Origin of the sequence: Pseudomonas siliginis (genome assembly GCF_024072275.1) — a bacterium.
GTDB classification, from domain to species: domain Bacteria; phylum Pseudomonadota; class Gammaproteobacteria; order Pseudomonadales; family Pseudomonadaceae; genus Aquipseudomonas; species Aquipseudomonas siliginis.
Map to the genome: position 1 here is coordinate 2,989,742 of NZ_CP099598.1, position 12,715 is coordinate 3,002,456.

Genomic DNA, 12,715 nt, shown 5'->3' on the forward strand with positions numbered 1-12,715 from the left:
CCATGACCTCTCGCTGGACCACTGCAGTACTCGACACCGATCAACCCGGCGGCTGGGCCGTAGCGCGCAGCCCGGAAGGCTTTCTGTTCGATGACAATGGCGCCTTGTTCCCGCGCGAATGGCTCAAGCGCCAGGACCTTTCAGTCCTCGCCGAGCATGGGATTGGTCATCTGGATGGCGAACCGGTCTATCTGCTTGAGTTGCGCAGCGTCAGCGATGTGCCCGGATGCGGCTGGAAAGGCTTGCGGGCGTTCATGCTCGAAGGCGATCACACGCTGTACAAAGTGCTCGGTTATGCCGCACAGATCGGCACTTGGGCTCGCGAGCATCGCTTCTGCGGCAACTGTGGCCAGCCGATGACACAAGTACCGCGCGAACGAGCGATGTATTGCCAGCCGTGCGAGCTGCGCAGTTATCCGCGCATTTCACCGAGCATGATCGTGCTGATTACCCGTGGCGACGAAATCCTTCTGGCACGCTCGCCGCGTTTCGTCTCCGGGGTTTACAGCACGCTGGCCGGTTTCGCCGAGCCGGGGGAATCAGCCGAGGATTGCCTGATTCGCGAAGTTCGCGAGGAAGTGCAGATTGAAGTGAAGAACATCCAGTACATCGGCAGCCAGTGCTGGCCGTTCCCGCACTCGATGATGCTCGGCTTCCATGCCGAATATGCCGGTGGCGAGATTGTCTGTCAGGAAGACGAGATCGAGGACGCTCAGTGGTTCAACGTGCACGAGTTGCCGCCGTTGCCAGCGTCGCGTTCGATTGCCCGTTACCTGATCGACGTCTATGTGGCGCGGCGCTTAGGCCACGCTGAACCAGTGTTGCCAGGCTAAGCGCACAGTCAGCCCGAGCACGACGGTGATGAACACCGGACGAATGAATTTGGCGCCGCCGCTGATCGCGGTGCGCGCGCCAAAGAAAGCCCCGACCATCACCGACAGGCCCATGCACAAGCCAATGATCCAGTCGACCTGACTGGAGAAGATGAACACCGACAGCGCCGCGATGTTGCTGACAAAGTTCATGCTGCGCGCCACGCCGCTGGCCTTGACCAGGTCGATCGGGTACAGCAGCAGACTGCTGACTGTCCAGAACGCCCCCGTGCCGGGGCCGGCCACGCCATCGTAGAAGCCGAGGCTGAAGCCTTGCGTCGATTGCCATTTCTTTTTGATCGGCGCATCGCTGTCCAGCGGCGCTTTAGGCGTGCCACCAAACAGCAAATACAGGCCGCAGGCGAAAACGATCACCGGCAGCATCTTGTTCAGCCACTCGGCCGGCAGGTAATGCGCAACCACCGCGCCAGTCAGCGCGCCGACCAGAGTGCCGACAATCGCGTGGGTCCACTGGCGTGGGTGGAACAGTTTGCGCTTGTAGAAGGTGAAGCTGGCGGTCGCCGAACCGAAAGTCGAACTCAGCTTGTTGGTGCCCAGCACCAGGTGCGGCGGCAGGCCCGCCGTCAGCAGCGCCGGCGTAGTCAACAGACCGCCACCGCCAGCGATGGCATCGATGAAACCGGCAAGGAAAGCAACAGCAGCCAGAATGGCCAGGGTGGTGAGGTCAACGCTGAGTTCGAAAGGCATGGATTCGGCTTATTCGGCAAGGCGCAGAACGTGGGCTGCGGGGAGGGCGGTTATGTTACCTGTATCGAACTGTTGCGGCGAGCCAGAGCATGCCGTCCTCAATTACAGTCTGGAATACATTCCTGTGTAGGAGCTGCCGAAGGCTGCGATCTTCTGGGGCGCGTGGGAACGATCAAATCAAGATCAAAAGATCGCAGCCTTCGGCAGCTCCTACACAGGGGTGGGTTGGCTTTAGAGACCGAGTTCACTCAGCCCCGGATGATCATCCGGCCGGCGGCCCAGCGGCCAGTGGAATTTGCGCTCGCTTTCCTTGATCGGCATGTCGTTGATGCAGGCATAGCGCTGGAACATCAGGCCGTTGTCATCGAACTCCCAGTTCTCGTTACCGTACGAGCGGAACCAGTTGCCCGAATCGTCGTGCCATTCATAGGCGTAACGCACGGCGATGCGCGTATCGGAGTAGGCCCAGAGTTCTTTGATCAAGCGATAATCGAGTTCCTTCGCCCACTTGCGCGTCAGGAATGCCTTGGCCTCTTCGCGGTTGTTAGCGAACTCGGCGCGATTGCGCCACTTGGTGTCGAGGGTGTAAGCGAGCGACACCTTTTCCGGATCGCGGCTGTTCCAGCCATCCTCGGCGAGGCGCACCTTCTCGATCGCTGACGCATGGTTGAATGGCGGCAATGGCGGACGTACCTGGGCTGCAGTCGACATGTTCAATCTCCTGATTCATTTAATGTATGAACAACAAGTCCGGCTTATTAAGAGTTACAGGCCCAATAACTTTCGCGCCATGCATTGCGCATTATCGGCGGCACTGTGATCACCCATCACAAGCGCTACGGTAATGGCGCCTTCAATCAGGATCAGCAACTGTCTGGCCAGCAGTTGCGGATCCTCGGCGCCATATTCGGTACACAGCTCGCACACGTAGTCGAGCAGCTTCTGTTTGTGTTCTTTGGCCACCAGCCGCACCGGATCCTGCGGATCGCCCGTTTCGCCGCTGGTGTTGATAAAGGCGCAGCCGCGAAAGCCTTCCGAGTCGAACCAGCCCTTGAGCACGGTAAACAGGTTGAGCAGGCGATCAACCGGGGTTTCGGCCTGATCGACAGCATGTGTGAACCAGTGCATCCAGCGAACATCGCGTCGCTGAAGCGCTGCGACAACCAGTGCGTCCTTGTCGGCAAAGTAACGGTAAATGCTTTTTCTGGAGACGCCGGCGGTCTTCACCAGAAGATCCATGCTGGTGGCAGCGATGCCACTTTTGTAGATCAACTTTTCGGTGACATCCAGAATGATGTCGCGTGTGTCATTGCTGATTGATTCGTTCATGTGGCGAACAGTAGAACGAGTGTTCTCCTTGGTCAAGCGATTTTCTTCGGCGTGTGTGAAAACGCTTTCGGGAGCAGGCTCGCTCCCACAGGGAAATGCATTTCAACGGTGGGAGCGAGCCTGCTCGCGAAGGGGCCATTACGGACACTGACAAGACCCGGCGCAGACGATGGTGTAAGCTCTCAAACTCTTCGGAATCGAACCTTGCGAGCCTTATGCCGTTGCTTTTCAAACGTTCTCTGCTGCCCAAACTGCGCAGCTTCGCGCTGACCGCCGAGGCGGTGAGCATTCTGTCCAGTGCTGCCGAATTCCGACGCTGCCTGCTCGAGCAAATCGCCGCAGCGACCCAGCGCATCTACATCGTCGCGCTGTATCTGCAGCAGGACGAAGCCGGCCAGGAAATCCTCGATGCCCTGCACGCTGCCAAACTCAAGCGTCCCGAACTGGAAATCGCCGTGGTGGTTGACTGGTTGCGCGCCCAGCGCGGCCTGATCGGCGCGGGCAAGCAGCCGGGCAACGCCGCCTGGTATCAGGACATGACCCGCACACATCAGAGCGAAGTGCCGATCTACGGCGTGCCGGTGCAGACCCGCGAGCTGTTCGGCGTGCTGCACCTCAAAGGCTTCGTGATTGACGACAAGGTGGTCTACAGCGGCGCGAGCCTCAACAACGTCTACCTGCACAAACTCGACAAGTACCGTTTCGACCGTTACCACGTGCTGCGCAGTCGCGAGCTGGCGGATTCGATGCATCACCTAGTCAAGCATGGCCTGATCGAATCGAAAGCCGTGCACCGCCTCGACCTGCCCAACCTGCCGACTACCCGCAGCCTGCGCAACGACATCGGCGACCTGCGCAGCCGTCTGAAATACGCGACCTATGACACCGGCGCCGGCAGCACCAGCCGAGAAGGTCTGTCGGTCACGCCACTGCTCGGCGTCGGCAAGAACAACCCGCTGAACCGGGCGATTCTCGAGCTGATCGCCAGCGCGCAAAAGCAGCTGACCATCTGCACGCCGTACTTCAACCTGCCCCTGGGCGTGATCCGTGAGATCAACCGCGCGCTGGCCCGTGGCGTGAAGATCGATATCGTGGTCGGCGACAAGACTGCCAACGATTTCTACATTCCGCCGAGCGAGCCGTTCAAGGTGATCGCCGCGCTGCCGTATCTGTACGAAATCAGCCTGCGCCGCTTCGCCAAACGCCATCAGCACAGCATCGACAGTGGCCAGTTGAACCTGCACTTGTGGCGCGACGGTGACAACACCTATCACCTTAAAGGCATGTGGATCGATCAGCGCTACACCTTGCTGACCGGCAACAACCTCAACCCACGGGCGTTCCGCCTCGACCTGGAAAACGCGCTGCTGATCGAAGACCCGAAAGGCGAGTGGCTGGAGCCACGGGCGAAAGAGCTGGAAAACATCTTCCGCCATACCACGCGGATCGACAGCTTCCAGGCCCTGGAAACACTGCCGGATTACCCGGCAGGGGTGGCGAAGTTTCTCAAGCGGGTGAGTCGGGTGAGGATTGAGCGGTTGCTCTACCGGATTCTCTAGAGCGTCCGCAATTGCTTTCGCGAGCAGGCTCGCTCCCACAGGGAAATGCATTCCAACTGTGGGAGCGAGCCTGCTCGCGAAGGGGCCAGACCAGAGGCTAAAAAATCAGTTCAGACCCAACTTCCCGCGCATCATCGACAAATCTTCCGCCAGCGTATTCACCGGCCCGACCAGCGCTTTGCGGTCGTTGTCCTTGACCTTGTCATAGGTCTCAAATCCGCCATCCGCAGTCTTGTACTTGGCCAGAATCCTGTCGACCGTGGCGAAGTTTTTGTCGACTTTCGCTACGAACGCCTTGTCCTGCTGTTCGATCTGCGGGCGGAACAAGTCGACGATCTTCTTCGCGCCGTCGATATTGCCCTGGAAGTCATACAGGTCAGTGTGGCTGTAGCGGTCTTCCTCGCCGGAAATCTTCGTCGCCGCCACTTCTTCCAACAGCGCAGCAGCGCCGCCAACGACTTTCTCCGGCGGGAAGGTCAGACCGGCCACACGGGTTTGCAGATCCTGCACGTCTTTGTTCAAACCGTCCGCCAATGCGTCCAGGCCTTGGGTGGATTTCTCCGCGAACAACGAATATTCGATCCGGTGAAAGCCCGTGAAGTCCTCGGCCTTTACGCCTTTTTCGTGATCGTCGACACGCGAGTCGATGGACGCATCGAGATCGCTGAACAGCTCGGCGATCGGCTCGATCGACTCGTAATAGACCCGCGTCGGCGCGTAGAGCTTCTGCGCGGTGGCGAGATCGCCTTTCTTCACTGCGTCGGTGAACTGCTGGGTGTGGCTGGCCAGTTCATCGAGCTTTTCGGTGACGTAAATCTTGTAGTCCGACACCGGCCCCACCAGATCCAGCGGCGCGGTCGCGGCGAACGCCGACAGCGGGGTGTTGAGCAAACCAAGGGTCAGCAATAACGCGAGTGGCGTCTTTTTCATGGGGCGGCTCCAGTGTCGGTTGGGTGTCATGCGGTTTTGTTTTGGGAGGTGGCAGCGAGTAACGAGCGACCGATGAAGTCGTCATCTCCGGTAGCGCCGGGCAGGGTGAAGAAGTAACCGCCGCCGACCGGTTTGAGGTATTCCTCGAGCGGTTCGCCGTTGAGGCGGGTTTGCACGGTGATAAAGCCTTTTTCCAGATCGGCCTGGTAGCAGATGAACAGCAGGCCCATGTCGAGCTGGCCGTTCTTGTTGACGCCGTTGGAGTAGTTGAACGGCCGCCGCAGGATCAGATTGGCCTGGGTCGCGGCGGTGCGCGGGTTGGCCAGACGAATGTGCGCATCGAGCCTGGTCAGCTTGCCGGCCGGATCCTTGCTGTAATCCGGCACTTCGCTTTCTTTGTGGCCGCCGATGGGCGCGCCGCTGCTCTTGACCCGGCCGAGAATGCTTTCCTGCTCCTGCAACGGCGTGCGATCCCAGCGCTCGACGAAGTTGCGGATGATGCGCACCGCTTGGTAACTGCCGTGGGCAGCCCAGGCCGGTTCGTCACTGTCCGGTTGTACCCAGACAATCCGCTCCATGGCCTTGGCGTCGTTGGAATCGGGGTTGGCCGAGCCATCGCGAAAACCGAGAAAGTTGCGCGCCGACTGCGCCGGTACACCGGGTTTGGCCGGGGCTTGCGGCGGGACGCTGCCTTCCTGTTTCCAGCGCACCAGCAACAGATCAGGAAGATTCTTGACGATGTCGCGCAGGGCGTGAATGTTGGTGTCGGCAGTGTTGGCGCAGAACTGCAGACTGAGGTCGCCATGGCAGCAATCGGCGTCCAGCGCATCGTTGGGAAAACCGACCATGCGTTGCAGACGCTTGGGCTTTGCCGCCGCCAGACCGAAGCGCTCGTCGAACAGCGAATCGCCGACAGAAACGGTGATGGTCAGGTTGTCCGGGGTGACCACCGGGCCGAGGATGCCGGAGTCCAGCGGTGGCAGTTTCGGGTCGATCTGCGCGACCGGGCCGCCCTTCATCAAAAACGCGATGCGTTCGTTGAGGGTGCGGAACAGCCGCTCGAGGTCTTCGCGATCGCTGGCCAGCACATCGAACGCCACCAGCATCCCGGAGGCCGGGCGCGGGGTGACGATGCCGGTCTGGTGCACACCGTGGAAATCGTGGCGATCTTCGGTCTTGTCGCTGCTCGGCGCTTCGGTGACTTGCGCAGGCTGCGCGGCCATGGCCGGGCAGCTCAGCGCCGAGCCGGCAAGGGCGACACCGGCGGCGCCCATGCCCATCAGCACGCGACGTCGTTGCAGGTTGAGAGGTTCTGAATCGTTCATCTGTCGTGGTCTTCTGCTTACAGGCCGGAAAGGCCGAGGGCGGGGTCGATGCCATCCATTGCCGCGGCCAGAGCCTTGGCTTTGGCCGCGATCTGCTGGCGTTGCGCGGCGGTCACGGCGTCGTAACTGACGTAGCCATCGGCGGATTTGAACGCGTTGAGCTGGTTGTCGAAGTCACTCATGGCCTGGTCGACATTCGCCAACACGTCAGCGGAGGATTTGCTCAGCATCGGGCGCAACAGGTCGACGACCTTGCGCGCGGTCTGCGCGTTGGCGGCGAAACCGTTGAGATCGCTGTGGCTGTAGCGTTCTTCCTCGCCGCTGCCAGCGCGCACATCGGCGAGGCTGTTGAGGTTGCGCACGACGATACTCACCAGTTGCTCCGGTGGCAGCGACTGCGCGAGCAACTGTTGCTTGAGGGTGGTGACGTCAGCGAGCAAGCGCTGGGCAATCGGCGCGACATCGTCGAGTTTGCGTTGCTCGAACAGCGCGTATTCGAGGCGATGGAAACCGACGAACGCCGGATCCTGCTCGCGCTTTTCGAAATAATCGGCGCGGGCATTGATGTGGTTGTCCAGCTCGGCCAGACGCTGCGCCGCCGGCGCCAGACGCTGATAAGCGGCACGCGCCGGCAGGTACAACGCTTGCGCCTGCGCCAGATCACCACTGGCGATCGCCTGGTTCAGCGCCGTCACCGCTTTGATCAACGCGCTGCCCTGAACGGCCAGATACACGCGAAACTCCGACAACGGCCCGACGAACGCGACCATCGACGGCTTGGCCTTGGCCGCGGCATCCGAGGCTGCCGTCGGCGTCACGTGCAAGGTGCCGCGCGGGTTGCTGAGCAAGCCGCAGGTGATCGCATAGTCGCCCGGTTGCAGGTTGGCATTGATCACCTGGCTCAGGCCCGGCGCGATGTTTTCCCGCTCTTCGACCACCAGCACGCCGTCGAGAATTTCCCACTCGACCGCACGCTCGGAGCGGTTGACGATGCGAAAACTGGCGCGGCCGGCGGGCACCGTCAGGGCATTTGGCTCGCAACTGTGCGGATGGATGTTTACGACGATTTCATCGTGGTTGTGCTGACGCTTGGCGGCGGCCATGTTCGAGGCGTACCAGAACAGCCCGCCGGCGGCGACCATCAGCAGCACCGAGCCGGCCAGCGCCCAACGCAGGGCCGGAGGTGTTTGGGTAGTAGACATGAAGGGCCTTATTGGCTGGAAACGGAAGTGGTTGGCGTCGCCTGGCGAGGCGCGGGCATGAAGAACATCACCAGTGCCAGCAGCAGATAAATCAGGTACGCGCCCAAGGTGCTGACGGTCGGCGCATCCTGATAACCGAACATGCCGGCCAGCACCGAGCCCAGCGGGCCGTCCATCGGCAGCGTCGCGCTGAAGTCGAACAGCACGGTCTGCAGGTGATTCCACAGCCCGGCTTCATGCAACGCCTGCACCGAGTTGGCGAGAATCCCGGCGGCGACCACGAGGATGAACAATCCGGTCCACTTGAAGAACGCCGAGAGGTTGAGGCGCATGCTGCCGCTGTAGATCAGGAAACCGACGATCACCGCCAGGATCAGGCCGAGCAGGGCGCCAATCGGCGCGCCCGGGCCTTCGCTTTGCTGGAACACGGCGAGCAGGAAGAACACCGTCTCCAGGCCTTCGCGAGCGACGGCGAAGAAAACCATGGCGATCAATGCAATCACCTGATGCCTGGATTGCGTCAGCGCCTGATCCAGCGAGGCTTGCAGCGAGTGCTTGATCGACCGCGCGACCTTGCGCATCCAGAACACCATCGAACTGAGAATGCCCACGGCGACCAGACCGACCACGCCTTCGAACAACTCCTGCTGCTTTTGCGGGAATTCAGCGCTGACCAGCTCCAGACCACCACCGACCAGCAGGGCAAGGGCGGCGGCGAGGAAGACGCCGATCCATACCGCTGGCATCCATTGGCCACGGCCGGTCTGCTGCAAATAACTGGCAATGATGCCGACGATGAGCGCGGCCTCGATGCCTTCGCGCAACATGATCAAAAAGGGAACGAGCATTGGCGAGCCACAGCGATTTAGATAGGAGGCTAAGTTGTAACATAATGACACTCATTCCCAAATGGCATTCATTGACATTTAGCTGAACCTGAGCTGAACAACTGCGATGTTTGAATCGCCGAGTTACCTGTAGGAGCGAGCTTGCTCGCGAATGCGGTATGCCTGTGACGCATCCGTGTCTGACACACCGCCTTCGCGAGCAGGCTCGCTCCCACATTGGCCCTGCGGTGACTTCAGCAGCTGGGTTAAGATGCCCACCACCCAAAAAACAACAAGGCTCACCTCGCTCCATGGCGGAAAAAGACACCATTGCCATTCAACTGGTGCGCGAAGCGCTGCTGCAAAGTTGTGCCCCGGGCGCGGCGACGGATGAGGCGTTGAGCAAGGTCGGCATCGATCCGGCTCTGTTAACGGCCGATGAGGGCAGGGTGCCGGCCTCGCAATACGCCAGACTCTGGCGCCTGCTGGCACGACGCGGTGATGACGAGTTCTTCGGCATGGACCCGCGCCCGCTCAAGTCCGGCAGCCTGGCGTTTCTGTGTCGCAGCGCCATGGCGCAACCGACGCTGGCGGCGCTGGATACCGGTCTGACGTTCCTGTCGCTGATGCTGGAAAAACTGCCGGCGCAACTGGTGCATCAGCAGAGCCTTGCGGAAATCGTCCTGCTCGAAGACGACGCCGAACCGCGCCGCGCCTTTACCTATTTCACTTACTGGATGATCGTGCACGGCGTCGCGTGCTGGCTGGCCGGGCGGCGGATTCCGATTCTGGCGATTGAACTGCGCTGCGCCGAACCGGACTTCACCGACGACTATCGGGTGATGTTTTCGGAAAACCTGCGGTTTGAGCGCCCACGTACGCGGATAATCTTTTCCGCCGATTGCCTCGATCTGCCGGTCAAACGCAGTGCCGAAGAACTCAAGCGCTTCCTGGCCCAGGCGCCGGCCAACATTCTGGTCAAGTACCGCGACCCCGACAGCCTGGCCAGCCGGATCAAGCACGATCTGCGGCAAGTGCCCGCCGAGCACTGGCCGGAAACCGAGGCGCTGGCCCAGCAACTGTGCATGTCCGCGTCGACCCTTCGCCGGCGACTGGCGGAGGAAGGGCAGACCTATCAGGGCCTCAAGGACAGTGTGCGCAAGGAGCTCGCAATCACCTGGCTGGCAGAGCCCTCGATCAGTTTCGTCGAGATCGCTGCACGGCTGGGTTTTGCTGATGCCAGTTCGTTCTACAAGGCGTTTCGCAAGTGGTCCGGGTCGAACCCGGGGCATTACCGCACACTGATCCTTAATGAGGTGGTCTGACCCGACGCCTGCGCGAGCAGGCTCGCTCCCACCCAGGGCCGCGTGACCATTCCCCTCAAAAGGCTTGGCCAAACCAGTCAGCCACTTTGATAACTTTGACCATTGCCCCGAGCCCCGCGCGGCGCGACTATCCCTGTGTTGTTTACGGTTCCCAGCCTAATAAAAACACCGAGGGATTCTGGCAATGCGCGATTACTTGTCTGCCACCGAACAGTTCGATTATCAGCACACCGTCGACGCGTCACTCAGCGGTACGCTTGCGGCACTCAACGCCTGCGTCGAATGTTGCGACCGCCATGCCTTGCCCGGGCGAATTGCGTTGTTCTGGGAAGGTCGCGACGGCTCAAGTGCGACTTACACCTTCACTGATCTGCAAGACAAAGCCGCGCGTTTCGCCAATTTCCTCCTCGCCCAGGGCGTGCAGAAGGGCGACAAGGTCGCCGGCCTGCTGCCGCGCAACGTCGAATTACTCATCACCGTGCTCGCCACCTGGCGCATCGGCGCGGTGTATCAGCCGCTGTTTACCGCATTCGGGCCGAAAGCTCTCGAACATCGCCTGAACAGCTCCGGGGCGAAGGTCGTGGCGACCGATGCGGTCAATCGCCCCAAGCTCAATGAAGTCAGCGCATGCCCGACCATCGTCACCGTTGGTAGCGCCAAAGGTCAGGGCATCGTACGTGGAGATTTCAGCTTCTGGGCTGAGCTGGCCAACTATTCCAATGTCTGCGAGCCGGTATTGCTGACCGGCGAAGACCCGTTCCTGCTGATGTTTACCTCGGGCACCACGGGGCCGGCGAAAGCGCTGTCAGTGCCGCTCAAAGCCATCGTCGCCTTCCAGAGCTACACCCGTGATGCGGTGGACCTGCGTCCTGAAGACGCGTTCTGGAATGTCGCTGATCCGGGCTGGGCCTACGGCATTTATTTCGGCGTCACCGGGCCGTTGGCGCTGGGCCATCCAATCACCTTCTACGATGGCCCGTTCACCCTCGAAAGCACCTGCCGGGTGATCAACAAATATGGCATCACCAATCTCACCGGTTCGCCCACTGCCTATCGCTTGCTGATAGCCGGGGGAGAGGAGTTCGCCAGATCGATCAAGGGCAAACTGCGCATCGTCAGCAGCGCCGGTGAGCCGCTGAACCCGGAAGTAATCCGCTGGTTCGCTGACAACCTCGAGGTGGTCATTCACGACCATTACGGCCAGACCGAACTGGGCATGGTGCTGTGCAACCACCACGGCCTGGAGCACCCGGTGCATGTCGGCGCCGCTGGTTTCGCTTCGCCGGGCCATCGCATCGTCGTGCTTGATGAGCAATACAACGAACTCGGCGTCGGTCAGCCGGGCATTCTTGCCATCGACCGCCCGCAGTCGCCGATGTGCTGGTTCGGCGGCTACGAAGGCGCGCCGACCAAGGCCTTCGTCGGCAACTACTACCTGAGCGGCGACACCGTGGAGTGGAACCCGGACGGCAGCATCAGCTTCGTCGGCCGCAGTGATGATGTGATCACCACTTCGGGCTACCGCGTCGGCCCGTTCGACGTGGAAAGCGCGCTGATCGAACACCCGGCTGTGATCGAAGCGGCGGTCGTCGGCAAACCCGACCCGGAACGCACCGAACTGGTCAAAGCCTTTGTCGTGCTGAGCCCGCAGTACCGCGCCGCGCCGGAGTTGGCCGAAGAGCTGCGCCAACACGTACGCAAGCGTCTGGCGGCGCATTCGTACCCGCGTGAAATCGAATTTGTCAGCGAATTGCCCAAAACCCCGAGTGGCAAATTGCAGCGCTTTATCTTGCGCAACCAGGAAATCGCCAAGGCTCAAGAGGCCGCGGCGCACAACGTTTCAGCTTGAATCCAAGGAAACACCGTCATGCAGATCGAGAACAAGGTTTTTATCGTCACCGGCGGCGCCTCCGGCCTTGGTGCCGCCAGCGCTGAATTGCTGGTCAGTGCCGGCGCCAAAGTCATGCTGGTCGACATGAACGCCGAAGCCGTCGCCGCGCAGGCCCAGCGCCTCGGTGCGCAAAGTGTGGTTGGCGACATCAGCAATGAAGCTGCCGCCGAAGCCGCTGTGCAGGCGACCGTTGCCGCATTTGGCAGCCTCAACGGCCTGATCAACTGCGCGGGCATCGTGCGTGGCGAGAAGATCCTCGGCAAGAATGGCCCGCACGCACTCAGCAGCTTTGCGCAAGTGATCAACGTCAACCTGATCGGCAGTTTCAACATGCTGCGCCTCGCCGCTGCGGCGATTGCCGAGAGCGAGGCCAATGCTGACGGTGAGCGTGGCGTGATCATCAACACAGCGTCGGTCGCAGCGTTCGACGGCCAGATCGGCCAGGCCGCGTACTCGGCATCCAAAGGCGCGATCGCCAGCCTGACCCTGCCGGCCGCCCGCGAGCTGGCGCGCTTCGGCATTCGCGTGATGACCATCGCACCGGGCATTTTCGAAACGCCGATGATGGCCGGCATGACCCCGGAAGTGCGCGACTCGCTGGCCGCGGGTGTGCCATTCCCGCCGCGTCTGGGCAAGCCCGCCGAATACGCCGCGCTGGTGCGCCACATCATCGAAAACAGCATGCTCAATGGCGAGGTGATCCGTCTCGACGGCGCCTTGCGCATGGCCGCCAAGTAAGGAGGATTA

At 61.2% G+C, this 12,715-nt stretch carries 12 protein-coding genes; 5 read left to right on the forward strand and 7 right to left on the reverse strand.

Annotated features, from left to right (window positions below):
- Positions 1 to 2 precede the first annotated feature (2 nt).
- Complete coding sequence (nudC, locus tag NF676_RS13870; RefSeq protein WP_252887936.1) at positions 3 to 833, forward strand: NAD(+) diphosphatase; 831 nt, start codon at positions 3 to 5, stop codon at positions 831 to 833.
- Here the strand turns inward: nudC and NF676_RS13875 are convergent.
- The 3 genes from NF676_RS13875 to NF676_RS13885 form a co-directional block, all read right to left on the reverse strand.
- On the reverse strand, positions 801 to 1,580 hold the full coding sequence (locus tag NF676_RS13875; RefSeq protein ID WP_223631347.1) for a TSUP family transporter: 780 nt from the start codon (positions 1,578 to 1,580) through the stop codon (positions 801 to 803). The genes nudC and NF676_RS13875 overlap by 33 nt on opposite strands.
- A 231-nt stretch (positions 1,581 to 1,811) precedes the next feature.
- A complete protein-coding gene (locus tag NF676_RS13880) occupies positions 1,812 to 2,291 on the reverse strand; it encodes a nuclear transport factor 2 family protein (protein ID WP_016774707.1) in 480 nt (159 codons plus the stop codon).
- Between the two features lie 54 nt (positions 2,292 to 2,345).
- Positions 2,346 to 2,909, reverse strand: a complete 564-nt coding sequence (locus NF676_RS13885) for a TetR/AcrR family transcriptional regulator (protein ID WP_223631346.1) — start codon at positions 2,907 to 2,909, stop codon at positions 2,346 to 2,348.
- Positions 2,910 to 3,124: 215 nt separating this feature from the next.
- Between NF676_RS13885 and pssA the strand changes: the two genes are divergently transcribed.
- Positions 3,125 to 4,468, forward strand: coding sequence for a CDP-diacylglycerol--serine O-phosphatidyltransferase (gene pssA, locus NF676_RS13890; protein ID WP_252887937.1), 1,344 nt, complete (start codon positions 3,125 to 3,127; stop codon positions 4,466 to 4,468).
- Between the two features lie 105 nt (positions 4,469 to 4,573).
- Here the strand turns inward: pssA and efeO (NF676_RS13895) are convergent, their stop codons facing one another.
- From efeO (NF676_RS13895) to efeU, 4 genes are read right to left on the reverse strand one after another with little or no spacing between them, the layout of a single operon-like run.
- Positions 4,574 to 5,398 (reverse strand): iron uptake system protein EfeO, encoded by an 825-nt coding sequence (gene efeO / locus NF676_RS13895; protein ID WP_252887938.1) that lies wholly within the window; start codon positions 5,396 to 5,398, stop codon positions 4,574 to 4,576.
- A gap of 26 nt (positions 5,399 to 5,424) precedes the next feature.
- Entirely contained in the window at positions 5,425 to 6,723 is a 1,299-nt protein-coding gene (gene efeB / locus NF676_RS13900) for an iron uptake transporter deferrochelatase/peroxidase subunit (RefSeq protein WP_252887939.1), read from the reverse strand.
- A 17-nt stretch (positions 6,724 to 6,740) separates the two neighbouring features.
- A complete protein-coding gene (gene efeO, locus NF676_RS13905) occupies positions 6,741 to 7,925 on the reverse strand; it encodes an iron uptake system protein EfeO (RefSeq protein WP_252886191.1) in 1,185 nt (394 codons plus the stop codon).
- 8 nt (positions 7,926 to 7,933) lie between these two features.
- Complete coding sequence (efeU, locus tag NF676_RS13910) at positions 7,934 to 8,773, reverse strand: iron uptake transporter permease EfeU (protein ID WP_041480384.1); 840 nt, start codon at positions 8,771 to 8,773, stop codon at positions 7,934 to 7,936.
- Positions 8,774 to 9,063: 290 nt separating this feature from the next.
- Here efeU and NF676_RS13915 point away from each other — a divergent pair, with 290 nt between their 5' ends.
- The 3 genes from NF676_RS13915 to NF676_RS13925 all read left to right on the forward strand — a co-directional run bounded on the left by NF676_RS13915 (position 9,064) and on the right by NF676_RS13925 (position 12,706).
- Entirely contained in the window at positions 9,064 to 10,077 is a 1,014-nt protein-coding gene (locus NF676_RS13915) for an AraC family transcriptional regulator (RefSeq protein ID WP_252886192.1), read from the forward strand.
- 184 nt (positions 10,078 to 10,261) lie between these two features.
- A complete protein-coding gene (locus tag NF676_RS13920) occupies positions 10,262 to 11,926 on the forward strand; it encodes an AMP-binding protein (RefSeq protein WP_252886193.1) in 1,665 nt (554 codons plus the stop codon).
- Positions 11,927 to 11,944: 18 nt separating this feature from the next.
- The gene (locus NF676_RS13925) at positions 11,945 to 12,706 is read left to right on the forward strand and encodes an SDR family NAD(P)-dependent oxidoreductase (protein ID WP_206420287.1); all 762 of its coding nucleotides are present in this window, start codon (positions 11,945 to 11,947) and stop codon (positions 12,704 to 12,706) included.
- Positions 12,707 to 12,715 lie beyond the last annotated feature (9 nt).

Bases quoted from the DNA above. Each gene is read 5' to 3' on its own strand.
- efeU (WP_041480384.1), bottom strand. From the start codon at position 8,773: ATGCTCGTTCCCTTTTTGATCATGTTGCGCGAAGGCATCGAGGCCGCG.
- pssA (WP_252887937.1), top strand. From the start codon at position 3,125: ATGCCGTTGCTTTTCAAACGTTCTCTGCTGCCCAAACTGCGCAGCTTC.
- NF676_RS13885 (WP_223631346.1), bottom strand. From the start codon at position 2,909: ATGAACGAATCAATCAGCAATGACACACGCGACATCATTCTGGATGTC.
- efeO (WP_252887938.1), bottom strand. From the start codon at position 5,398: ATGAAAAAGACGCCACTCGCGTTATTGCTGACCCTTGGTTTGCTCAAC.
- NF676_RS13920 (WP_252886193.1), top strand. From the start codon at position 10,262: ATGCGCGATTACTTGTCTGCCACCGAACAGTTCGATTATCAGCACACC.
- NF676_RS13925 (WP_206420287.1), top strand. From the start codon at position 11,945: ATGCAGATCGAGAACAAGGTTTTTATCGTCACCGGCGGCGCCTCCGGC.
- efeO (WP_252886191.1), bottom strand. From the start codon at position 7,925: ATGTCTACTACCCAAACACCTCCGGCCCTGCGTTGGGCGCTGGCCGGC.
- nudC (WP_252887936.1), top strand. From the start codon at position 3: ATGACCTCTCGCTGGACCACTGCAGTACTCGACACCGATCAACCCGGC.
- efeB (WP_252887939.1), bottom strand. From the start codon at position 6,723: ATGAACGATTCAGAACCTCTCAACCTGCAACGACGTCGCGTGCTGATG.
- NF676_RS13915 (WP_252886192.1), top strand. From the start codon at position 9,064: ATGGCGGAAAAAGACACCATTGCCATTCAACTGGTGCGCGAAGCGCTG.
- NF676_RS13875 (WP_223631347.1), bottom strand. From the start codon at position 1,580: ATGCCTTTCGAACTCAGCGTTGACCTCACCACCCTGGCCATTCTGGCT.
- NF676_RS13880 (WP_016774707.1), bottom strand. From the start codon at position 2,291: ATGTCGACTGCAGCCCAGGTACGTCCGCCATTGCCGCCATTCAACCAT.